General features: G+C 67.6%; 22 protein-coding genes. 11 read left to right on the top strand and 11 right to left on the bottom strand.

Translation table 11 applies throughout. The annotated features are described in order from the left end of the window. Positions 1–105: 105 nt before the first annotated feature. The 3 genes from DEU38_RS20390 to DEU38_RS20380 form a co-directional block, all read right to left on the bottom strand. Entirely contained in the window at positions 106–1,446 is a 1,341-nt protein-coding gene (locus DEU38_RS20390) for an MFS transporter (RefSeq protein WP_114723220.1), read from the bottom strand. Between the two features lie 40 nt (positions 1,447–1,486). Next, positions 1,487–3,820 (bottom strand): cytochrome P450/oxidoreductase, encoded by a 2,334-nt coding sequence (locus DEU38_RS20385; protein ID WP_114723219.1) that lies wholly within the window; start codon positions 3,818–3,820, stop codon positions 1,487–1,489. A 314-nt stretch (positions 3,821–4,134) separates the two neighbouring features. Continuing rightward, positions 4,135–4,827 carry an IclR family transcriptional regulator gene (locus DEU38_RS20380; RefSeq protein WP_114723218.1) on the bottom strand — a complete coding sequence of 231 codons (693 nt, stop codon included), beginning with the start codon at positions 4,825–4,827 and terminating at the stop codon, positions 4,135–4,137. Between the two features lie 232 nt (positions 4,828–5,059). Here DEU38_RS20380 and DEU38_RS20375 point away from each other — a divergent pair, with 232 nt between their 5' ends. The 6 genes from DEU38_RS20375 to DEU38_RS20350 all read left to right on the top strand — a co-directional run bounded on the left by DEU38_RS20375 (position 5,060) and on the right by DEU38_RS20350 (position 10,626). Then, positions 5,060–5,635 (top strand): MarR family winged helix-turn-helix transcriptional regulator, encoded by a 576-nt coding sequence (locus DEU38_RS20375; protein ID WP_114723217.1) that lies wholly within the window; start codon positions 5,060–5,062, stop codon positions 5,633–5,635. Between the two features lie 300 nt (positions 5,636–5,935). After that, positions 5,936–7,135, top strand: a complete 1,200-nt coding sequence (locus DEU38_RS20370; RefSeq protein ID WP_114723216.1) for a homogentisate 1,2-dioxygenase — start codon at positions 5,936–5,938, stop codon at positions 7,133–7,135. Next, positions 7,132–8,055, top strand: coding sequence for a hypothetical protein (locus tag DEU38_RS20365; protein ID WP_114723215.1), 924 nt, complete (start codon positions 7,132–7,134; stop codon positions 8,053–8,055). The genes DEU38_RS20370 and DEU38_RS20365 overlap by 4 nt, the downstream gene beginning before the upstream one ends. After that, positions 8,052–9,236: a fumarylacetoacetase gene (fahA, locus tag DEU38_RS20360; RefSeq protein WP_114723214.1), complete on the top strand. Its 1,185-nt coding sequence runs from the start codon at positions 8,052–8,054 to the stop codon at positions 9,234–9,236. The genes DEU38_RS20365 and fahA overlap by 4 nt, the downstream gene beginning before the upstream one ends. Continuing rightward, complete coding sequence (locus tag DEU38_RS20355; protein ID WP_114723213.1) at positions 9,233–9,979, top strand: CoA transferase subunit A; 747 nt, start codon at positions 9,233–9,235, stop codon at positions 9,977–9,979. Before fahA ends, DEU38_RS20355 begins: the two co-directional genes overlap by 4 nt. Then, positions 9,976–10,626, top strand: a complete 651-nt coding sequence (locus DEU38_RS20350; protein ID WP_114723212.1) for a CoA transferase subunit B — start codon at positions 9,976–9,978, stop codon at positions 10,624–10,626. The genes DEU38_RS20355 and DEU38_RS20350 overlap by 4 nt, the downstream gene beginning before the upstream one ends. Positions 10,627–10,680: 54 nt before the next feature. Here the strand turns inward: DEU38_RS20350 and DEU38_RS20345 are convergent, their stop codons facing one another. Both DEU38_RS20345 and DEU38_RS20340 read right to left on the bottom strand, forming a co-directional pair. Next, positions 10,681–11,229 (bottom strand): TetR/AcrR family transcriptional regulator, encoded by a 549-nt coding sequence (locus DEU38_RS20345; protein ID WP_258558048.1) that lies wholly within the window; start codon positions 11,227–11,229, stop codon positions 10,681–10,683. A gap of 177 nt (positions 11,230–11,406) precedes the next feature. Further along, on the bottom strand, positions 11,407–12,018 hold the full coding sequence (locus DEU38_RS20340; RefSeq protein WP_114723256.1) for a TetR/AcrR family transcriptional regulator: 612 nt from the start codon (positions 12,016–12,018) through the stop codon (positions 11,407–11,409). 190 nt (positions 12,019–12,208) lie between these two features. Here DEU38_RS20340 and DEU38_RS29705 point away from each other — a divergent pair, with 190 nt between their 5' ends. From DEU38_RS29705 to DEU38_RS20315, 5 genes are all read left to right on the top strand, one after another. Further along, on the top strand, positions 12,209–13,384 hold the full coding sequence (locus DEU38_RS29705) for an enoyl-CoA hydratase-related protein (protein ID WP_114723255.1): 1,176 nt from the start codon (positions 12,209–12,211) through the stop codon (positions 13,382–13,384). Positions 13,385–13,559: 175 nt separating this feature from the next. Next, complete coding sequence (locus DEU38_RS20330) at positions 13,560–14,909, top strand: NAD(P)/FAD-dependent oxidoreductase (RefSeq protein WP_114723210.1); 1,350 nt, start codon at positions 13,560–13,562, stop codon at positions 14,907–14,909. Between the two features lie 38 nt (positions 14,910–14,947). Then, positions 14,948–15,586: a TetR/AcrR family transcriptional regulator gene (locus tag DEU38_RS20325; RefSeq protein ID WP_114723209.1), complete on the top strand. Its 639-nt coding sequence runs from the start codon at positions 14,948–14,950 to the stop codon at positions 15,584–15,586. Next, positions 15,583–16,554, top strand: coding sequence for an alpha/beta hydrolase (locus DEU38_RS20320; RefSeq protein WP_397484737.1), 972 nt, complete (start codon positions 15,583–15,585; stop codon positions 16,552–16,554). Before DEU38_RS20325 ends, DEU38_RS20320 begins: the two co-directional genes overlap by 4 nt. Further along, positions 16,532–17,563, top strand: a complete 1,032-nt coding sequence (locus DEU38_RS20315; RefSeq protein WP_114723208.1) for an NAD(P)-dependent alcohol dehydrogenase — start codon at positions 16,532–16,534, stop codon at positions 17,561–17,563. The genes DEU38_RS20320 and DEU38_RS20315 overlap by 23 nt, the downstream gene beginning before the upstream one ends. A 61-nt stretch (positions 17,564–17,624) precedes the next feature. On the opposite strand, the gene DEU38_RS20310 is transcribed toward DEU38_RS20315, so the two are convergent. From DEU38_RS20310 to DEU38_RS20285, 6 genes are all read right to left on the bottom strand, one after another. Then, on the bottom strand, positions 17,625–18,791 hold the full coding sequence (locus tag DEU38_RS20310) for a 12-oxophytodienoate reductase (protein ID WP_114723253.1): 1,167 nt from the start codon (positions 18,789–18,791) through the stop codon (positions 17,625–17,627). Between the two features lie 8 nt (positions 18,792–18,799). Continuing rightward, on the bottom strand, positions 18,800–19,324 hold the full coding sequence (locus DEU38_RS20305; RefSeq protein ID WP_114723207.1) for a nuclear transport factor 2 family protein: 525 nt from the start codon (positions 19,322–19,324) through the stop codon (positions 18,800–18,802). Between the two features lie 75 nt (positions 19,325–19,399). Next, positions 19,400–19,909, bottom strand: a complete 510-nt coding sequence (locus DEU38_RS20300) for a nuclear transport factor 2 family protein (protein ID WP_114723206.1) — start codon at positions 19,907–19,909, stop codon at positions 19,400–19,402. 134 nt (positions 19,910–20,043) lie between these two features. After that, on the bottom strand, positions 20,044–20,682 hold the full coding sequence (locus tag DEU38_RS20295; RefSeq protein WP_114723205.1) for a TetR/AcrR family transcriptional regulator: 639 nt from the start codon (positions 20,680–20,682) through the stop codon (positions 20,044–20,046). Positions 20,683–20,879: 197 nt separating this feature from the next. Continuing rightward, on the bottom strand, positions 20,880–21,332 hold the full coding sequence (locus DEU38_RS20290) for a nuclear transport factor 2 family protein (protein ID WP_114723204.1): 453 nt from the start codon (positions 21,330–21,332) through the stop codon (positions 20,880–20,882). Between the two features lie 67 nt (positions 21,333–21,399). After that, complete coding sequence (locus DEU38_RS20285) at positions 21,400–22,845, bottom strand: coniferyl aldehyde dehydrogenase (protein WP_114723203.1); 1,446 nt, start codon at positions 22,843–22,845, stop codon at positions 21,400–21,402. Positions 22,846–23,002: the final 157 nt, after the last annotated feature.

The raw sequence follows: 23,002 nt of genomic DNA, 5'->3' as shown, positions 1-23,002 counted from the left end.
TCTGTAGCGGTGTGACGAACGGGCCGGGCCCCGGCCCCGACCCCTGTCGGGATCGGGGCCGGGGCCCGGATGTCTAGGTCGGCGTCACCGACCGATTCTCATCGGTCACGCGACCTCGTCGAGATCCACGCCCTTGGTCTCGCGGCTGAACAACAGCGCGATCACCGTGATCGCCATCGTGATCACCAGGTAGCCGATAACCATACCGACGCCGTAGTTGTCGATCAGCCAGACCGCGATGAACGGGGCCGGCGCGCCGGCGATGATCGACGAGCCCTGGAACACCAGCGACGAACCGGCGTAGCGGTAGCGCGTCGGGAACAGCTCGGTGATCCAGGCGGCCTCCGGGCCGGCGAGCATGCCGTGGAAGAACGCGCCCACGCACACACCCAGCCACAGCATCGGCAGGCTCTCGAGCTGGACCAGCCAGAAGAACACCGGTGCCCACACCACGAGGATGATCGCGGGGACGAGCATCGCCTTCCGGCGGCCGATGCGGTCGGACCACGCGCCGCCGCCGATCATGCCGACGAACTGGAACAGCGACGCGAACGTGACGGCCATGATGATGGCGCCGCGGTGGAAGTCGAAGTACGTCGTGGCGTAGGCGATGACGAACACGGTGTAGACGTAGAACGCGATGTTCTCGCCCAGACGCATGCCGAGCCCGATCAGGACGGCGCGCGGACGGCGCAGCGCCTCGAGGATGCTCGAACGCTCGTCGGCCTGCGGGGCCTTGGCGGCCTGCTCCTGCGCGGCCTTGAAGACCGGGGACTCCTCGACACCGCGACGCACCCAGAAGCCGACGATCAGCAGCGGGATCGCGAACAGGAAGGCCACACGCCAGCCCCACTGGTCGAACGCGTCGTCCGTGAGGAAGAAGCCGAGGACCGAGACGACGACGGTCGCGAGGACCGTGCCCATCGGGGCACCGGCCTGCGGCCAGGACGCCCAGAAGCCACGCTTCTTCGGTTCGCCGTACTCGCTGACCAGCAGCACCGCGGCGCCGAACTCGCCACCGAGCGCGAAGCCCTGGATCATACGCAGCACGACGAGTGCGACCGTGGCCCAGATGCCGATCTGGTCGTAGGTCGGCAGCAGGCCGATCGCGGCCGTCGCGGTGCCCAGCATGATGAACGTCGTGACGAGCATCGGCTTCCGGCCGAACTTGTCGCCGAGATGGCCGAAGACGATGCCGCCCAACGGGCGGGCGATGAAACCGAGGCCCTGGGTCGCCAGCGCCAGCAGCAGCTTCGCGACGCCGTCGTCGCCGGGGAAGAACAGCGGGCCGAGGACGGTCGCGGCGAGGATGCCGTAGATCGCGAAGTCGTACCACTCGAGCACGGCACCGGCCATGCTGCCGGTGAGGACGCGCTTGAAGCTCGACTTGGGCGGCTGGTCGCTACGAGCCGGGCCGGCCGGCGCAGAGACTGTCGGTGATCCCATTACGGATCCTTTCGGGTGCTGAAGAAGAGGGGGAGGTGGGTCAGAGCGCGAGGCTGATCTTGGTGCCGCATGCGCGAGAGCAGCAGGTCATCATCGACTTGTTCTGAGCCCGTTCGGTTTTGGTGAGCACCATGTCGCGGTGATCCACCTCGCCGTCGAGGACGGGGGCTTCGCACGATCCGCACAGCCCCTCCTCGCAGTCGCTCTGGATGTCGATGTTCGACGCACGCAGGGCGTCGAGCACCGTCTGGTCGGCGGCGACCTGGAGGGTCAAACCCGAGTCACGCAGTTCGACCTCGAACGCGTGCTCGTTGGCCGGGTCGAGCTTGGCCAGATTGGATGTGAAGTGTTCGACGTGCAGGGAGTCCTCGAGCCAGTGGGCGCTGGCCTCGTCGAGCGCGGTGAGCAGGCGTTCCGGTCCACACGAGTAGATCTGGGTACCGTCGACCGGGACGTCGAGCAGGGCGGGGATGTCGAGGCGGTTGCCGGTGGAGCTCGCGTGCACCGTGGTGCGGTCGCCGTGATCGGCCATCAGCCGGTCGAGCAGCGCCATCGTGGAGCGATCGCGCCCGCAGTAGTGGATCTCGTAGTCTTTGCCGGTGGCCTTGGCATGGTCGGCCATCGCGATGATCGGCGTGATGCCGATGCCGCCCGCGACGAAGATGTAGCGCTCGGCGTCGGGGTCGAGCTTGAAGTGGTTGCGCGGTCCGCGCATCTTCAGCGTGTGGCCGGCCTCGAGGGTGCGGTGCACGTAGCGCGACCCGCCGCGGCTCTCGGGTTCCTCGAGCACCGCGATCTCGTACGTGGACAGGTCGTTCGGATCGCCGCACAGCGAGTACTGCCGGGACAGGTCGCCGAGGTCGATGTCGATGTGCGAACCCGGGGTCCACTTCGGCAGCGCCTTGCCCGACGGATCCGACAGGGTCACGCGCACGACGCCGTCGGCGGCCGGGGTGATCGCGTCGACGGTCACGGTCCGGGAGATGTTGGTCTTGGACGGTTCACCGATCTTCACCGGCTGGCGGTTGTCGAGGATCGACGGATCGGTGCGCTCCGGGTTCTTCTCCGGATCCCACTGCACCAGAACATGGTCCGGTCCACGGAACGACGTGTTGGGCAGGTAGGTGAACTCCTGGTCCGGGACGAGCTCCATGTGCGGCAGGCGCTTGGTGAACTCCTCGAGGAAGATCTGCATCTCCATGCGGGCGAGGTTCTTGCCCATGCACTGGTGGCTGCCGTACCCGAACGTCAGGTGGTCGCTGGAGTTCTCGCGGCGGATGTCGAAGTCGTCGGCATTGTCGAAGTGGCGCTCGTCGTGGTTCGCGGACGAGGTGACGATCAGCAGCTTCGAACCCTCGGGGATGTCGATGCCCCCGATCGTGGTGTCGGCGGTGACCAGGCGGCGCCAGGCGGCGACCGAACCGGAGTGGCGCAGGCACTCCTCGACGGCGTTGGGGATCAGGCTCGGATCGGCGCAGATCTCCTCCCATACGCTGCGGTTCTCGAGCAGCAGGCGGAACGCGTTCGCCGAGGCGTTCGCCGTGGTCTCGTGTGCCGCAACGATTCCCGCCATCATCATCGAGTGCAGGTAGGAGTCGGTGACGACGTCCGGCAGCTCCTTCTGCATGCGGATGCCGAACGGCATCCAGCCGTGGCCCGACGGATCCTTGCGCATCTTCTCGAGTACCTGGCCGGCGTACTGCCAGAACTTGCCGACCGCCTCGGCGACCGCGACCTGCTCCTCGGGTGCGGGCCGGCCCCACGTGTTGACCGTGTGCGCGATCGAGTAGCTGCGCAGCTCGTCCATGTCCTCCTCGGGCACGCCGAGGAAGTGCAGCGCGACGGTGAGCGGGACCTCCCACAGCATCTCGTCGACGAGGTCGGCCCGACCGGTCTCGATGAACCGGTCCACGTACTCGCGGGTGAGGCGGCGGACCATCGGTTCGTGGTGGACCAGTTCCTTGGGGGTGAACGGATCCATCAGGACTCGGCGGCGCGGCATGTGCGCGGGTTCGTCCTCGTTCACCATGGTGCGCGACATCGCGTAGTCGTACTTGGCGAGCGTCGCCGTCGCCTCGTCGGAGACGGGGGTGATCTTCTCGAGCGCGATCGAGGGCGAGAACAGGATGTTGTCGCGGAACACGGCCTTGACGTCCTCGTACCGGGTGACGACCCAGTAGCCGGTTTCGGGGCTGAAGAACACCGGCTCCTCGTCGCGCGACCAGCGCAGCGACGCCGCAGGGTCCACCTGGTACGGGCCCGTGAACGGGTCGAAGGCGGCGGCATTCGCGGAAACCGGGCACCCGGTGTTGGACATGGCCGCAGCGCGGCCGGCGTTCTGCAGGGCTGTGTGGTCGATCGGGCACACGCTCATGACTGGCATCTCCGTCTGTCTGAAAACTGCGCTCATCTGCGAAGTTACTAATAGCGCACATCGTGTATCGGTGAGCGAACTCCGCACAGAGTAAGTGCGGTCACATTCGGGGTCAAGTAGGCCTCAAATAACGACGCGAGTGGTCTGTTCTGTGGTAGGGCGAGCGACCCCGGAATCGCCGGTCGCGGGGGGTACGCGACCCCGCCCCCGTTCGCGATTTGCGCACTTGGCGGTCTCGGGAGGGCCTGCGTCGGACCGATAAGTGCGCGAAACGCGCGGGTGCGGGGTGGGTGGGGGCCGGAAGGCCCCGGCGGTCAGGCGCCTCGGACGCTGATGCGGGTCTCGATCTCGCGCGCGGTGCGCTTCACCGCGGCGGCGGCGCCGTCGGTGTCGAGGCCGTCGATCGCGACGACGCCGACGCTGCGTTCCAGGCCGGTGCTCGACCCGAAGCCCGGGGGCAGCGCGATGCCCGACGCGATGCCCACCGCGCCGTGTTCGAGCTGGCCGCGGGTGAGGCTGTAGCCGTCGGCGCGGGCCTGACGCACCGGGTCGGGGTCGTTCGACTGCTCGGGACGCAGCGCGAGGATCGCGATACCCGCGGCGCCCTTGTCGAGGGGGTGGCTGCTGCCGACGCGGTACCCGACCCGCAGCAGCGTGCCCTCCGGTTCGGCCACCATGATCACGACGCAGTTCTGCCCCTGAGCTGCGGAGACGAACGCCGTGGCCTTGGTCTCGTTCGCGAGGGCGTACAGCAGGGGTTGCACGTCGCCGGAGAACTGCGGTTCGAAGCGGGACGCGAGGATCGCGGCACCGACGCCGAGCCGGATGCGTCCGTCGTCGGTGCGTGTGACCAGCGAGTGCGCCTCGAGCGTCGCGACGATGCGGTAGCAGATGGCCCGGTGGACATCGAGTTCCTTGGCCAGGTCGGCCACCGAGATGCCGGCCTGCGACTGGGCGACGACGTCGAGCGCGCGCAGCCCACGATCGAGGGTCTGCAGCGTGCTCATATCCGTCCTGTCCGGGGGTCGTCGGGCCTGTCGTGCGGGCTCGACCCCGTGCTCCGGGGCCTTTGCGCCGACTTTACGGGTCAGGTGGTCGAACGCGGTGGACCCGATCCACGGGGTGGGCACTCGGTCAGGGAAGCGCTGATCAAATAGTTAACAGATATACTAATTTGGTGAGGATTCGACGACTGTCGCAGCTGACGGCGACGACTGCCCGCCGCGATAGGGTGACCGCATGAGCGGGGATGACGGGCGGAACGGCCGGGCTGCGGGGGACGCTGCGGAGCCGGAGGCCGGCGATCTCGACTTCTGGTCGTTCATCGATCTCGCGAATCGGCGCCTGAGCACCGAGTACGGTTCCACCCATCAACTCGCCACGCAGGTTTTACTCACCCTCAACCGGGCCGCGAATGTGGTGACGTACGACCTCGAGTCGTCGGTGCACCGTCCGCGCGGGTTGTCGTGGTCGACCTTCCGCCTGCTGTTCGTGACGTGGCTGGCCGGTCCGATCGAACCCAAGAGCGCCGCCAAGCTCACCGGCATGAGCCGCGCCGCCGTATCGAATCTGACGAAGACCCTGGTGGCGAGCGGTCTGCTCGATCGGTCCCCGGACGAGCACGACGGCCGCTCGGTCCAGCTCTCGCTCACCGAGAAGGGTCGCGCCGAGATGGCCGCCACCTACCGCGAGCACAACGAACGCGAATACGCATGGGCGAGCGTTCTCACCGAGGCTGAGCAGCACATTCTCGTGATGCTGCTCGACAAGCTGATCACCAATCGCAGCCAGTTCGACGTTCGCGGACGCAACTGACACACGCGCGTCACCCCCCACTCCCTTCGCGATTCGCGCACTTATCGGTGTCCGCGACGCCGTCCCGGGGCCGATAAGTGCGCAAATCGCGGGGGAGGGGGTACTCGGGGGGAGCGGGGATACCGGGGATACCGAGACGAGACCGCTCGTGTGGTTGCGCTCACGCACCGAAACTAGTTAATCTGTTTACTAACCTCGGAGCGAGCCGGCGGCGGTGATCGATACCGCGCTGCTGTTCCACCGAAGGTGACGACCACAGCCCGGGCAGCGATCCGGGCGCGAGCACTCAGGAGGCCGGTCATGGCGTTCTACCGACAGCTCGGCAACATTCCGCCGAAGCGTCACACCCAGCACCGGGACGAGAACGGCCAGCTCTACTTCGAGGAGCTGATGGGCGAGGAGGGCTTCTCCTCGGACTCCTCGCTGCTCTACCACCGCCACATCCCGTCGGCCATCGTCGATGCGACCGTGTGGGAGCTGCGCGACCAGGGCACCACCCCGAACCACCCGCTCAAGCCGCGGCACCTCAAGCTCCACGACCTCTTCCCCGAGGAGATCTGGGCCGAGACCGACGTGGTCACCGGGCGCCGGCTGATCCTCGGCAACGCCGACGTGCGGCTGTCGTACGTGGTCGCGGCCAAGGAGTCGCCGCTGTACCGCAACTCGTTCGGCGACGAGATGGTGTACGTCGAGTCCGGCGAGGCGATCGTCGAGACCGTCTTCGGTGCGCTGCACGCGCGCCAGGGCGACTACGTCCTGATCCCGATGTCGACCACGCACCGCTGGGTGCCGCAGGGTCCGGAGCCGTTGCGCGCGTACGCAATCGAGGCCAACAGCCACATCGTTCCGCCCAAGCGCTACCTGTCCAAGTACGGGCAGCTGCTCGAGCACGCCCCGTTCTGCGAACGTGACCTGCACGGACCGACCGAGCCGATGGTCGCCGAGGGCACGGACGTCGAGGTGCTCGTGAAGCACCGCGCCGGTGGCGAGATCGTCGGCACCCGCATGGTGTACCCGAACCACCCGTTCGACGTCGTCGGCTGGGACGGTTGCCTGTACCCGTACACGTTCAACATCTCCGACTACGAGCCCATCACGGGCCGCGTGCACCAGCCGCCGCCGGCGCACCAGGCGTTCGAGGGCAACAACTTCGTCATCTGTAACTTTGTGCCGCGCAAGGTCGATTACCACCCGCTGGCGATCCCGGTGCCGTACTACCACTCGAACGTGGACTCCGACGAGATCATGTTCTACTGCGGTGGCGACTACGAGGCCCGCAAGGGTTCGGGCATCGGCCAGGGGTCGATCTCGATCCACCCCGGCGGCCACGCCCACGGCCCGCAGCCGGGCGCGTACGAGCGCAGCATCGGCGTCGAGTTCTTCGACGAGCTCGCGGTCATGGTCGACACGTTCCGTCCGCTCGAGCTCGGTGAGGGCGCCCTCGCGTGCGAGGACGAGGCCTACCCCTGGTCCTGGTCCGGACGGGGGCCCGGCAAGTGACGATCTCTCCGCTGCTGGCAGGGTTGTGCGACGACGCGGCGCTGTTCCCTCCGGGGAATGCGCCGATGGACGCCGCGGTGCCCGCCCACCTCGCGCACGAGCGCAGTGACCACGCTGCACTGGTGGGGCCGTTCGTCTTTCCGGCCCCGCGGCTCGGCGAGCTACCGTCGATCCTCGGCGAGAAGGCTGCCGGGCAGGACGGCGAGCTCGCGCTGAGCCTCACCGTGCCCGGCGGCACCGACGCCGTCCCCGCCGCGCTCGAGCAGTTGCGCGCCATCGACGGCGCGAAGCTGGTCGCGATGGAGATCGCCGTGCCCGAGGGACAGTCCGCGGCCGCACTGCTCGCGGCGCTCGACGAGATCGCCGCCATCGCACCGGGTGTCGACATCTTCGTCGAGGTTCCGCGCGACGACCGCCGCGCCGAGATCCTGGCCGGCCTGGCCGGCACGCAGTACGCCGCGAAGTTCCGCACCGGCGGTGTCGTCGCGACCGCGTACCCGGACGAGGCCGAACTGGCCGCGGCCATCCGCACCGTGGCGACGTCGGGCGTGCGCTTCAAGGCGACCGCCGGACTGCACCACGCGGTACGGAACACGGACCCCGACACGGGATTCGAGCAGCACGGCTTCCTCAACGTCATGCTGGCGACCCATCGGGCCGCCGCCGGTGCGAGCGTCGAGGAGATCGCCGCGACGCTCGCCGAGCGTGACGGTGCACGTGTGGCAGCCGACCTGGACGGGCTGTCGGCCGAGGACGTGGACGCGCTGCGCGCGCGCTTCCTGTCCTTCGGCACCTGCAGCATCAGTGACCCGCTGACCGAACTGGTCGGCCTCGGCCTGGTGCCCCAATCATCCACCGGGCCCTCCGCGCCTACGGGTCCGGTGGATTTCACCTCGATCGACGAAGGACCCCTCGCATGACCGTCATCTCGATTCCTGCCGATTCCCTGTTCGGTCTCGACAACCTGCCCTACGGCGTGTTCTCGACCGCCGATACGGACCCGCGGGTCGGTGTGCGCGTCGGCGACAGCGTCGTCGACCTCGCGAAGGCACTCGGCGACGACACCTTCGCCCAGCCGACCCTCAACGCGTTCATGGCCCAGGGCCGGGACCGTTGGGTCGCGGTGCGCGCGCAGATCACCGAACTGGTGTCCGGCGAGATCGCCGACGACGCCGTCCTCTCGGTCGACGCCGTCACGATGCACCTGCCGATCGCGGTCGCCGACTACGTCGACTTCTACGCGTCGGAGAACCACGCGACCAACCTGGGCAAGCTGTTCCGCCCGGATTCGGCTGCGCTGATGCCGAACTGGAAGCACCTGCCGGTCGGCTACCACGGCCGCTCGAGCACCGTCGTGGTGTCGGGTGTCGACATCGTGCGTCCGTGCGGTCAGCGCAAGGCTCCCGCCGATGCCGCGCCGTCGTTCGGTCCGTCGATCCGCCTCGACATCGAGGCCGAGATGGGCTTCATCGTCGGTGTGGGTTCGCCGCTGGGTTCCTCGATCACCCCGGACCAGTTCGCCGAGCACTGCTTCGGCGCCGTGATCCTCAACGACTGGACGGCCCGCGACATCCAGGTGTGGGAGTACGTCCCGCTGGGCCCGAACCTCGGCAAGAGCTTCGCGACGTCCATCTCCCCGTGGGTCGTTCCGCTGCTGGCGCTCGAGGCCGCCCGCGTCGACACCCCGGTCCAGGATCCGACGCCGCTGCCGTACCTGCAGGGCGAGGAGAAGTGGGGCCTGGACATCGATCTCGAGGTCGAGTGGAACGGCGACGTCGTGTCCCGTCCGCCCTACGCCCAGATGTACTGGTCGCCCGCACAGATGCTGGCGCACACCACCATCAACGGTGCCGCCGCGAGCACGGGTGACCTGTTCGGTTCCGGCACCATCTCGGGTCCCGAGAAGGATCAACGAGGCGCCTTCATCGAGTTGACCTGGGGCGGAGCCGAACCCGTCGAGGTTGCCGGCGAGCAGCGCACGTTCATCCAGGACGGCGACGAGATCTCGATCTCCGCGACCGCGCCCGGCGCGAACGGCGGACGCATCGGTTTCGGCGAGGTCCGTGCTCGTATTCTGCCCGCCATCGGTGATGCCCGATGAGCAAGGTCTTCGCAACGGCAGCCGAGGCCGTCGCCGACATCGTCGACGGATCTTCGCTCGCGGTCGGTGGATTCGGTCTGTGCGGCATCCCGACCGAGCTGATCGCCGGTCTCGCCGACCGCGGTGTCACGGGACTCGAGGTGTTCTCCAACAACTGCGGCGTGGACGACCACGGTCTGGGAATCCTGTTGTCCGCCGGTCAGATCCGGCGCGTGACCGCGTCGTATGTCGGTGAGAACAAGGAGTTCGCGCGGCAGTACCTGTCGGGTGAGCTCGAGGTGGAGCTGACGCCGCAGGGCACGCTCGCCGAGCGTCTGCGCGCCGGCGGCGCCGGGATCCCCGCGTTCTTCACGCCGGCCGGTGTGGGCACCCCGGTGTCCGAGGGCGGTCTGCCGTGGCGCTACAACGCCGACGGCTCGGTGGCGATCGCGTCGCCGCCGAAGGAGACGCGCACGTTCGGTGGCAGGACGTACGTGCTCGAGGAGTCCATCGTCGCGGACTACGCGCTGGTACACGCCGAGATCGGTGACACCGAGGGCAATCTCGTGTTCAACAAGACCGCGATGAACTTCAACCCGTTGGCCGCGATGGCCGGCCGGACCACCATCGTGCAGGTCGAGAAGCTGGTCGAGCCGGGCCAACTCGATCCCGCACAGGTTCACCTGCCGGGCGTGTTCGTCCAGCGGGTGGTGCATACGGGTCTGCAGGACAAGCGAATCGAGAAGCGGACGGTGTCGGCATGAGCTGGTCACGTGAGCAGATGGCCGCGCGCGCCGCGGCCGAGATGATCGACGGCGAGTACGTCAACCTGGGGATCGGCCTGCCGACCTTGATCCCCAACTACCTCCCCGAAGGGGTGAAGGTGGTTCTCCACTCGGAGAACGGCATCCTGGGCACCGGTCCCTACCCGACCGAGGACAAGGTCGATCCCGACCTGATCAACGCGGGCAAAGAGACAGTAACGGTGAACCCGGGTGCGGCGTTCTTCGATTCGGCGTTGTCGTTCGGCATGATTCGCGGTGGACACATCGACACCGCGGTCCTCGGTGGCATGCAGGTCTCCCGGAACGGGGACCTGGCCAACTGGATGGTGCCGGGCAAGATGGTCAAGGGTATGGGCGGCGCCATGGATCTGGTGCACGGTGCCCGGCGCGTCATCGTGGTCATGGAACACACCGACCGCGATGGCGGCGCCAAGATCGTCGACCAGTGCTCGTTGCCGTTGACCGGTCAGGCGGTGGTGCAGCGCATCATCACCAACCTCGCGGTCATCGACGTCGCGGACGGCACGTTGGTGCTGCGTGAACTCGCACCCGATGTCACCGTCGAAGAGGTGCAGGAGAAGACCGGCGCCGCGCTGGTCGTGGAACTGGCCGAAGACGCCGCCTAGCACCCCCGATCGCCCGTCCGGCCCGAACCCCCCCTCGGGCCGGACGGGTTCTCCTCAGCGCGGGGCGACGGCCTCGGCGATGAACGCGGCGGCGCGTGCGAACTCCAACTCCATGTCGAAGACGGTGTCCTGACGCCAGTAGCGGATCGTGGTCACGTACACGGCGGTCACCATCTGCGAGAGGAAGCGCAGCGGGTAGTCCTGTCGGACCTCGCCCTTGTCGATGCCGGCCTCGAGAATCCGGCCGAACGCGACGATGAACCGTTCGGTGCGGGCAGAGCTGATCGCGGGTGTCGCGAGGTCCCGATCGAGCTCCCGGGTGGTCGCCCGGAAGTACTGCTCGAGCGTCACGGCGGCCTCGACGACGTCGTTGAAGAGCGAGTGGATTCGTTCGGCGGTGGTGAGATCCCGGGCCAACAGATCGTCGATTATCCCCGGCAGCTTGTCCATGTGTCCCTGGTGCAGCGCCGACAGCACCGCGTCCTTGCTGTCGAAGTAGTTGAAGAACGTTCCGCGGGACACGTGTGCCGCCATCGCGATGTCGTCGATGGTGGTCCGATCGAAGCCCTGTTGCGTGAACAGTGCCCGTCCCGCCTCGATCAATCGGCCTCGTGTCTGCCGCTTCCGTTCCTCACGGCGTGTGATGATTTCCCGGTCATCCATCATCGCTGTCCCCCGCGTCCCCACCTCGACTGGTTGATCGACAAGTCCCGACATTCGAGAATCTACCGGTCGGATGGTTTTCGTGGACAAACTTCGCGAATCCGACATGCGTGTTGCTCAGTCTCGCGGGACGAGCGACTCCGCCGCGTAGCTCGCGGCCTTCCGGAATCCGTCGGTGAGGTCGAACTCGGGGTCCTGGCGCCAGTACCGGATGGTGGAGACGTAGACGGCGGCGATCATCTGTGCGAGGAACCGCGGTGGGTAGTCCGTTCGGACCTCGCCGCGAGCCAGGCCCGGTTCCAGGATGCGCAGGATCTCGTCGTTGAAACGCTCCGTCCGCCCGACGCTGATCTCCGGTGTCGCGAGGTCTCGTTCGAGTTCGCCCGTCACCGCGCGCAGGTACCCCGGAAGTTGCTCGGTGGCGGCGACGAAGTCCTCGAACAGGCCGTGGATGCGTTGCTCGGTCGTCAGATCCCGAGCGAGCAGATCGGAGATGACGGCGGACAGCAGATCCATGTGCCGGGTGTGGAGTCCGGCCAGCATCACGTCCTTGCCTGGGAAGTAGTTGAAGAACGTCGCTCGGGAGACGCCCGCGGCATCGGCGATCTCCTCGACGGTCGTGTCGATCACCCCGCGCACGGCGAACAGGGTGCTCGCGGCGTCGAGGAGACGTTCGCGCGTCTCGTGTTTGTTCCGCTCGCGGCGGGACATCTTCTGGTCCTGATTCATCGACTTCCGTGACCCCGCTGTCCGCTGTTGCTCCACTTCGACCCTATCTGCCTGCGGCTTCGGTCCACGGCAACCGCTCCGTGCCGTCGTACGACCGCCCGGTTTCGAATATCGCCGAATCGTCCTCCAAAATCTAGACCCACATCTATCTTTAGCTTCGAGTCCAAGTTTGTGAGCGGAGGTGGTCGGGGTGGACGGAACGCCGACGGTGTCGTGGGAGCGGAAGGGGTCGGTGCTGGTCGTGCGCATCGAGCGCGAGAGCCGGCGCAACGCGATCGATCGTGAGACGGCGATGGGGCTGGAAGCGGCGTTCGACCTTCTCGACGACGACCCCGAGCTCTGGGCCGGCGTCCTGACCGGTACCCCGACCGTGTTCTCGGCGGGCACCGACATCAGGGAGCGCGCAGACCTGCGGATGCCGCGGGGCGGCGAGTACGGACTGATCCGTCGGGTGCGGAGCAAGCCGCTGATCGCCGCGGTGGAGGGGTACGCGCTCGGAGGCGGGTTCGAACTCGCGCTGGCCTGCGACCTGATCGTCGCCTCGGCTGCCGCGCGCTTCGGTCTCCCCGAGGTGAGACGGGGCCTCGTCGCGAGCTCCGGTGCGCTGTTCCGCGCCCCACGCGCGCTGCCGGTGAACGTCGCTCGCGAGCTGCTGATCACCGGCCGGATGCTCGACGCGCAGCGGGCGTATCACTTGGGCGTGGTCAATGCCGTCACCGAACCCGGTGCGGCACTGCGGGAGGCGCTCGTGATGGCGGACGAGATCTGCGACGCGTCTCCCGTTGCGGTCCGCGAGAGCCTGCGGGCCGTCCAGGCGCTCGGCGCGGCGGCGGACGTGCAGGGGTGGGCGGTGACCGAGGGGCGCTGGGGTTTCTCGGAAGAGGCAACGATGACGCAGCGCCGGGGTAAGACCATCGCGATGAGCGGCGAGGAGGTGGCCGAGTTCCTCGCGAACGAGCGGACGTGCCGGGTCGCGACCACAGCGCCGGACGGGCACCCCCACGTGGCTCCGCTCTGGTTCGTGTGGGACGGAGAATCCCTGTGGCTCAACTCGATCGTGCGCAGCAGGCGCTGGTCCGATCTGCGTCGTGATCCGCGGGTCGCGGTCGTGATCGATGCAGGCGAGCAGTTCCACGAACTGCGCGGCGTGGAGATCAGCGGTGTCGCGGAGATGGTGGGCGAGGTTCCGCGAACCGCCACGCCCGACAGCCGGGTTGCGGCCGCGGAACTGCTGTTCGCGCGCAAATGCATGGGTGGCGATCACTTCACGGCCGACGGCCGGCACGCGTGGCTGCGGATCGCGGCCGACGAGGTGGTCAGCTGGGACTTCCGGAAGAACGCTGCGCTGCAGCAGTGGTCACGCTAGGGGTCCGCCCCTGGTCGGCGATGCTCCCTCCCGGCTATTGACACGTGTCAAATAACTATTGACACGTGTCAATTCCGCGCTTAGCGTGTGAGCCACCTCACGATCTTCGGGGTGAGCGCCTACATTCGGCGCTCTCCGCGTCCCCGCGCAGCAGATCGACATCGAACGGAGCACGATGGCCAACCCCACGACATGCATCATCGGAGCCGGCATCAGCGGTCTGACGGCCGGCAAGATGCTCACCGACTACGACATCCCCTACGAGTGCTTCGAGAGCTCGGATCGGATCGGCGGCAACTGGGCGTTCGGAAACCCGAACGGCCACTCGAGCGCCTACCGGTCCCTGCACATCGACACGTCCAAGAAGCGCCTGTCGTTCAAGGACTTTCCGATGCCGGAGGAGCTTCCCGACTTTCCGCACCACACCGACATCAAGCGGTACCTCGACGACTACGCGTCGGCGTTCTCGCTGCTCGACCGGATCCGATTCGAGAACGGCGTCGAGCACGCGGAGCGCCTGCCCGGCGGGGGATGGGAGATCCTCACCCAGGACGGGGAGAGCCGCCGCTTCGACTTCCTGGTGGTCGCCAACGGTCACCACTGGGATCCGCGCCTGCCGGACTTCCCGGGAGAGTTCACCGGCGAGTCCATCCACTCGCACGCGTACATCGACCCGGAGACTCCGCTGCACCTGCGGGACAAGCGCATCCTGATCGTCGGCATCGGCAACAGCGCCGCCGACATCGCGGTCGAACTGTCTCAGCGTTCGCAGCGCAACAAGGTGACGCTGTCCACCCGGTCCGGGGCGTGGATCGTGCCGAAGTACGCGTTCGGCGTGCCCGCCGACACGCTGATCCAGACGTACCCGCAGATTCCGCTGTCGTGGCAGCGTCGCCTGGGTCGTCGCGGACCGATCTTCCTGTCGGGTCGTCCGGAGAACTTCGGACTCCCCACGCCCGACCACCACTTCGGCGAGGCTCACCCGACGCAGTCCCAGGAACTGTTGGTGCGGTTGGGATCCGGCGACATCGACGTCAAGCCCAACATCGAACGCCTCGACGGCTCCGACGTCCACTTCGTCGACGGCACCAGCCGGGAGTACGACGTCATCATCTACGCGACGGGATACAACATCACGTTCCCGTTCTTCGACGAGGACTTCCTGAGCGCACCCAGCAACCAGTTCCCGCTCTACAAGCGAATGTTCAAGCCGGGCATCGACGATCTCGCGTTCATCGGGTTCGCACAGTCGGCGCCGACGCTCTTCCCCTTCGTGGAGTGCCAGGCGCGCACGCTCGCGGCCTACCTGGCCGGGACGTACCGGCCGCCGACGGTCCCCGAGATGGAGCGCGTCATCAAGGCCGACGAGGAGCGGTTCGTGGGGCACTTCAACAATCGTCCCCGGCACACGCAGCAGGTCGATTACTACATCTACGAGCACGAAATGCGGACCAAGGAGTTGCCGGCCGGTCTGCAGCGCGTACAGAGGGACGGGCCGGTGCGGTGGAACCTGGTCCCGGCATGATGGCCACCCGTACGCCGTAGCCGATCCGAAAGCGACACATGAGCAGCCGAAGCGCAGACCCCACTTCCGCGGTACAGCACCGGAAGGCGAACAAGGGAGAGGAGCGGCGAGCCGCGATTCTCGGTGCGCTCGAGACGCTGCTCGACGAACACAGCCTGGACGAGATCGGCATCGTCGACATCTCCCGCGCGGCAGGGGTGACGCGATCGGCGTTCTACTTCTACTTCGAGAACAAGGCCCAGGCCGTAGCGGCGCTCTCGCGCACCTTCTACGGCGAGATCAGCGACGGGACGAGGACGTACTTCGCCCGCGAGGGCAGCCCGCGGGAGATGGTCGACGGCCTCATCGCCGAGGTGATCGGGACCTGGGCGCGCCATCCCAATCTGTATCGGGCGCTGCGGGATGCGCGCGACTCCGATCCCGCCGTGCGCGAGACGTGGGATTTCGACCGGCTGAGTTTCATCGATCCGGTGGCATCGATGATCGATGCCGAACGCAAGGCAGGACGCGCGGCCGAGGGCACCGACAGCCGGGCACTCGCCATCGTCCTTCTCGACATGAACGACCGTGCCGTCGAGAGTCTCTCACGGGGTGGCCCCGGATCTCTGGATCCGGAAACCGCTCACGAGGCTCTGGTTTCGGTGTGGCTCAACACCATCTATGGGAGCAAACTGTGACACCAACCGATGTGACACGCACCGATGTGACCTTCGCGGTGCAGGGCAGTACCTGTTCGGCGTGGCACTACCGGGGCGAAGGCGACGACTTCCGCACCGAGGCCGGCCGTCCCTGCGTCGTCATGGCGCACGGATTCGGTGGTACCAAGGATTCGGGTCTCGAGGGATTCGCGGAGGGCTTCGCCCGCGCGGGCCTCGACGTCCTGCTGTTCGACTACCGCGGATTCGGTTCCAGCGGCGGCGACATGCGCCAGACGGTCTCGATCCGCGGCCAGCTCGAGGACTACGCCGCCGCGATCGCGACCGCTCGGGGAACCGACGGCGTCGATCCCACCCGGATCGTCGCGTGGGGCGTCTCGCTGGCCGGCGGGCACGTCCTCAGCCTGGGCGCGAGCGACCCGCGCCTGGCCGCGCTCATCGCGCTCACCCCGGCGGTCGACGCGCGAGCGGCGTCCACGGCATCGATGCGCCAGTACAGCGCCGGCCATCTGGCGAAGAGTTCGTGGGCTGCGATCCGGGACAAGGCCGCCGCCGCGCGCGGCGGCGCCGGTGTGACGATTCGCCTGGCGGGACGGCCCGGCGAGGTCGCGGCCCTCGCGCTGCCCGGCGTCTACGAGGACTACCTGTCCATCGCCGGTCCGACGTGGCGCAACGAGGTCAGCGCGCGATCGTTCCTCGAAATCGGTTCGTACCGACCGATCAAGGACGCGGACAAGATCACCGCACCGCTGTTGGTCCAGATCGGCGACCTCGACCGCAGCGCGCCGCCGCACGCCGCGGCGAAGGCGGCGGAGCAGGGCCGGGCCGACGTGCGGCATTACCCGTGCGATCACTTCGACGTGTATCCGGGCAAGCGGTGGCACGACCGCGCGCTCGAACATCAGATTCTTTTCCTGCGTAGGCATCTCGCGGTGGCGACCGCGGCAACGATCGAGGAGGACGCACATGCGCGCGTTGCAGCTGGTTGAGCACGGCCGGATCGCGGTCACGGACACCGACGTCCCGGAGATCGGTCCGGGCGAGGTGCTCGTCGAGGTTGCCGGTGCGGGGCTGTGCCACTCGGACGTTCACGTCCGGCACTCGCCGATCTCGATGATTCCGCCGCCGATGACCCTCGGACACGAGACCGCCGGGCGGATCGCGGCGCTGGGCGAGGGAGTCGAGTCCCTGTCGGTGGGCGACGCGGTGCTGGTGTTCCTGGTGTGGAGTTGCGGCACCTGTCGCGCGTGCGTGCAGGGTCGCGAGAACTCCTGTGAGCGTTCACCGGGCGGTCGGCAGGGCGTGCCGCTGTGTCCCGGTCTGGCCGCGAACGGCGGAATGGCCGAGTTCATGAAGGTCGACGCGCGGTTCGTGGAGCCGCTCGGTGACCTCGATCCGGTGACCGCCGGGCCGCTCGCCGACGCCGGGCTCACCACCTACCACGCAATCGACGGCGCGCGGGACCGGTTGGGTCCGGGCTCGACTGCGGTCGTGCTCGGCATCGGCGGACTCGGGCACGCGGCCGTCCAGATCCTGGCTGCGACAACCTCTGCCCGCATCATCGCGGTGGATTCGGCGGAGGACAAGCTCGAGCTGGCGACCACGCTGGGAGCGGATCACGCGTTCGTCAGCGACAGCTCCTGCGCCGCGAAGATCCTCGAGCTCACCGACGGCATCGGTGTCGACGCCGTGTTCGACTGCGTCGGAGTGCAGGAGACCGTCGACATCGCCGCGCAGGTGGTCGGTCGTGACGGTGCGGTGCGCGTCCTCGGGCTCGGTGGCGGCCGGATCGAGTGGACCGGTTTCGCGCTGCCGTGGGGAGCCACGTTGCGAACCAGCTACGCGGGTACCCGCGCCGACCAGCGCGCGGTGATCGCTCTGGCGCAGCGCGGACTCGTCACGATCGAGACCGAGACCTTCCCGCTCGAGGACGGGGTGGCGGCGTTCGACGCGCTCGAGGCCGGGAAGATCAAGGGTCGGGCGATCCTCGTACCGTAAGGCCGACACACGAATGCCGCGTTCCCGCAAGGGGGGAACGCGGCATTCGGCATCGAGAGGCTCAGTACAGCCGGCCCTCGTGCAGGGCCCGATCGAACTCCGGCATGGGATCGCCGTCGCGCAGTCGCCGTGAGATCGCCGGATCGGCCATGTGGAGGCGGCCGATCGCGACGAGGTCGAACTCGCCCTCGTGTTTCCGGCGCATCAGGTCCGGGAGGTTGTCCGTCATGGTCGGCAGCCCGACGATGACCCGCTCGTTGAGCGCGCTGTCGAGTCCGACGCTGCCGACGGCCATCACGGTGGCGCCGGTCAGCTTCTTGGCCCATCCCGCGAGGGACAGGTCGCTGCCCTCGAACGCCGGCGCGTAGAACCGGCGGATGCTCGCGTCGAGCACGTCGACGCCGGCGTCGACGAGGGCGTTCAGGATCACGCCCAGCTCCTCGGGCGTCTGGGCGATCTTCGACGCGAAGTCCTGCTGCTTGTGCTGCGAGAACCGGAAGATGATCGGGTAGTCGTCGCCGATCTCCTTCCGGATGGCCTTGACCACCTCGGCGGGGAACCGGGTGCGGCGCTGCAGATCTCCGCCCCACTCGTCGTCGCGCTGGTTGCTCGGCTCCCACAGGAACGCGTCGAGCAGGTAGCCGTGGCCGCCGTGCAGGGCAATGCCGTCGAAGCCGACGTCGATCGCGTTGCGGGCCGCCGCCGCGTAGGCGGCGATCACGTCGGCGATGTCCCGCTCGGTCATCGCGGCGGTCACCGGACGCATCTGCTCGACGTACTCGTCGGAGTACATGGTGTTGCCGACCGATCCCCAGTGTCCCGACGGACGCATGGGGTGGACGTCACCGACCGGGCCCATCGCACCGAAGAGCGGTCCGACGTGCCACAGCTGCGGCACGATCTTGCCGCCGGCACCGTGGACCGCGTCGACGACCTTGCGCCAACCTTCCAGTGCCGCTTCGCCGTACATCACCGGCACGGTGTCGGCGTCCACGGCCGAGGGGTGCTCGATCGCGGTGCCCTCGGTGACGATGAGGCCGGTGCCGCCCTCGGCACGCCGACGGTAGTAGGCCACGACCTCATCGGTGGGCACGCCGCCGGGCGAGCCGTGACGGGTCATGGGGGACATCGCGATCCGGTTGCGCAGCTCCAGAGACCGGATGGTGATCGGTTCGAACAGTGCGGCCGTCAAGGCTGCGGGTTCCGTGGACTCCGTAGTTTCCGTCATCTCAGTGGTCACAGTGCTGCCATGTAGTCGAAGAAGTTGGGGGTGTGGATCTCGCGCAGGCGGGTGAGCTTGCGGTAGCTGATCAGCCACTTGCCCTCGACCTTGCGGTACTCCTCGTGGTAATGCCCGTAGCCGTGAAGGTGTTCCTCGACATCGCCGTTGGTCCACCACAGTTCGTCTTCCATGGCCCAGATGCCGGTGGCCGTGGTGTCGGAGGTGAGGGTGATCTCCGGGGTGTGCGCATGGTGCGCGGTGGTCACATAGGTGGAGTTGCCGAGCATGCCGCTGATCGCCTTGGTGAGCGGTTCGCGGCCGATGACGCGGCCCGACGCGCCGTCGGTCTGCGGCTGCTTGTCGTCGGGCAGCCCGCCCCACGACTCGCTGACGACGTCCTCGGTGTGGAAGCTGCCGTAGAGATCCCACTGCTTGGTGTCCATGATGCGCAGTCGCGCCGCGAACACCCGCTTGATCTCTTCGATAGCGAGCAGCTGCTCGGCTGCGGTCATCGTCAGTGCACCGGTGGGCTCAGCCATGGCGTGGACCTCTCTGTCGAAACGGTTCAAACAGTCAATCAAGCGATTGCTTTGGTGACGTGGGGCACAGCATAGCTAGCGGCCGGGCTTGGCCGCCTGGCGGTAGTCGAAGAAGTTGGGGGTGTGGATCTCGTGCAGGCGGGTCAGGGTGCGGTAGCTGATCAGCCACTCGTCCTCGACCTTGCGGTATTCCTCGTGGTAGTGGCCGTAGCCGTGGAGGTGTTCCTCGTCGTCGCCGTTGGTCCACCACAGTTCGTCCTCCATGGCCCAGATGCCGGTGGCCGTGGTGTCGGAGGTGAGGGTGATCTCGGGGGTGTGGCCGTGATGCGCCGTCGTCACGAAGGTGTTGCCGTCCAGTGTGTTCCGGATCGCGGCCGTGAGCGCTTCCGGGCCGACCACTCGGGAGCCGGCGCCCCACGACTCGCTGACGACGTCGTCGGTGTGGAAGGTGCCGTAGAGGTTCCACTGCTTGGTGTCCATGATGCGCAGTCGCGCCGCGAACACCCGCTTGATCTCCTCGATGGCCAGTAGTTGCTCGGCGGCAGCGAGCGTCACGGTCGGGGTGGATTCGTGGGCGGTGCTCATGGTTCAACCTCCAGGCGGGCGAAGTGGGTTAAACAAGCAGTTGATCGGTCCTCAGCATATCCAGGATCTGTGCCGGAATCGGCGGGATTTCCGGGCAGCGGAAGTTCCTCCTCCACCCGTCCCCGATCTGCGCGTCAGGCCGCGACCGAGGGGGAGGTCGCGGGCAGCGAATCCGCATGGGAGCAGCGGTGGTCGACCGCGAAGCCGTCGAGGAAGATCGACACGCAGTCCTCGGCGAGGCGAGCGGTCGGGTACGAGTCGTCGGCGTGGTGCCACCTGATCGACAGCCAGACGCAGTCGCGAATGAATCGGTGGAACACGCCCGCCGGCAGATCGTCCCGGAAAGCGCCCTGCCGCTTGCCGTCCTCGATCGCGTCCAGCCACGGACGCTGGACCGCATCGGCGAGTTCGGATGCGCGGGAAAGGTTCGCCTCCTCGCGCAGATGCGGGAATTCGTCCTGGTAGACGGCGGTCGCGTGCGGGTCCTCGTGGGCCGCGTCCAGTGAGGCGTCGACGATCGCCTGCAACCGCGCCCGGGGGGTGAGATTCCGGGTCTCGATCGAGCGGTAGCGCTCGTGCAGCCCCTCGAGATAGCCCGTGACCAACTCGTCGACGATGGCCCGCTTGGACGGGAAGTGGTGGTACAGGGCGCCCGCCACGACCCCGACGCGATCCGCGATCTCCCGGATGGTCGTGGCCCCCACGCCCTTGCGGGCGAACAACTCGGCGGCCGCGTCGAGGATCTCGCGCCGCCGTTTGGTGGATTCCGTCACTTCGAGGCCCTCCCGTGCCGACCAAACAATCGCTTGGTCGAACTATAGGGGCGTCCGGAGTGTTTCGGAAAGAGTTGTTCCGCTCAGCAAAATGCGTCTGAACTGCGTAGACCTGGGCCGGATCGGGGCTCGCGGTGCGAACCCGGGTCCGCGGCGACGCCCAGCGCCACCCTAACGGCGTTTGGTCGAGCCCCGGCTCACGCCAGGAGGTCGACCTCGCGGTCGTAGGTGAGATCGACGATCAGCTCACGGCGGGTGATGCGCCACATGCCGTCCGCCCGGACGTATTCGTCCTGGTAGCGGATCGCCACGACGTAGTCGCGGTGACCGTCCTCGGTGGCGTACACGTGGTGCGCCTCGCCGTACACCTCGCCGCGGGCCTGGTCGCCGGCCACGTCGACGATCTGCTGGTTCACCACGTGCCGGGTCGAGTGGAGGTGGGCGACCGCGCCGAGTACGCCCTGGGCGACGGCGCCGGACCCCGACAGGACGGCACTCTTGCCCCGGCGGACCAGCCCGGCCGGTTGCACCAGTTGGGCGTCGGTGGCGAAGAGTGCCGTCAGTGCGATCTCGTCTCGGCGATCGACGGCGATCGCGTACTGCGCAACGAGGTCGGACAGGGCAAGGCGGTCTGCGAGTTCTCGGCTCATACCCGGCATTCTTCCTGCCGATCGGAGGATCGGCAGGAAGACTTCTCGCTCATCGGTAATCGAGCGGCTACGGAGTGACCTGTGCTTCCATCGCGGCGAGGAAGCCGTCACCGTACGGCGGCAGCGTGCCCCAGTCGCCGCGCGGATCGCGTTCGGGAGCCTCGAAAACCGTACGAGCGTGGCTGAATTCGAGGAATCCCTCGCGCCCGTGGTAGTGGCCCATGCCCGATGCGCCCACGCCACCGAACGGCGCGTCGTTCATGCCCGGGTGCATCATGATGTCGTTGACGGTCACGCCGCCCGACCAGGTGCGGGTCAGGACTGCCTGCTGCTCCGCCGGATCGGTGCCGAAGTAGTACAGCGCCAACGGCTTCGGTCTGCTGTTGATGTCCGCGATGACCTCTTCGGTCTGGTCGTACGGCAGCAGGATGATGGCGGGGCCGAAGATCTCCTCCTGCATGATCTTGGAGTCGGCCGGGGGTGCGATCACCAGGCGCAGCGGCCGCTTGCGCTCCCCGTCGACCCGTTCGCTCTCCTCGACCGGGGTCGCGACGATCAGGGCGCCACGATCACGGGCGTCGGCGACGAGGGCCTCGACCCGTGCCAGGTGCCGGTCGCTGACGACCGCGACGACGTCCGGGTTGTCGGTGATGGTCGGCAGCAGCGCGGCGTACGACTTCTCCAGGGCGCCGACGAAGCTGTCCAGCTCCTCGCGGGGCACGTAGACGACGTCCGGGGACACGCAGATCTGGCCCGAGTTGGTGGACTTGGCGATCGCGATCTTGCTCGCGGCGTCGTCGAAGTCCGCGCTGCGGCCGACGATGGTCGGCGACTTGCCGCCGAGTTCGAGCGTGACCGGCACGAGGTTCTTGGCGGCGTTGGCCATGACCAGCTTGCCGACCTCGGTGCTGCCGGTGAACACGAGATGGTCGAACGGCAGCGACGTGAAGGCGTCGGCGAGCTCGGGACCGCCGGTGACGACCGCGATCTCGGACGGATCGAACATCTCCGCGACGGCATCCGCGAGGACCTGCGCGGTGCGCGGCACCACCTCGGACGGCTTGAGGATCGCCCGGTTGCCGGCGCCCAGGGCGCACGCGAGCGGGCTCAGCAGCGTGAACAGCGGAGCGTTCCACGTGCCGATGATGCCGACCGATCCCTTGGGCTGGTACTGGATGTAGGCCTTCGCGCCGAGCTGGTCGTACGGCGGGTACGGCGGGCGCTCCTCGTCGGCCATCCAGGACTGGAGCGAGTCGCGAGTGTGCTTGAGCGACGTGAGCGAACCGAGGATGTCGTTCATGATCGAGAACGCGACGAGGCGCCCGCCGAAGTCGGCGTCGATGGCCTCGGTGAGCGGCTTGTGGTGACGGACCAGGAGGTCGATCATCCGCTGGATCCGGTCGCGGCGCACGTCGGCCGAGGGCGTTCCCTGTTCGGCCGCAGCGCGTTTCTGGGCTTCCAGGATCTGGGGAAGCGTCGCGATGGTTGCCGTGTCGGTGACGTGCTCGCTCATGGGGTAACTCCTGTCGTTGCCGATGTCACGACGCTAACGAGCTGTGTCCGGCGTTACAGCGCGCCGTCTCGATGACCGGGAGCGTGTCTCGGAGAAGGGGTCGAACGGCCCCGTCGGGCGGCGGGAATCCCGGTAGGAGGTACCCGGATCGATGGGA

This window comes from Rhodococcus sp. AG1013, assembly GCF_003350365.1.
Classification (GTDB): Bacteria; Actinomycetota; Actinomycetes; order Mycobacteriales; family Mycobacteriaceae; genus Prescottella.
This window is presented reverse-complemented; position numbering and strand designations above follow the sequence as displayed.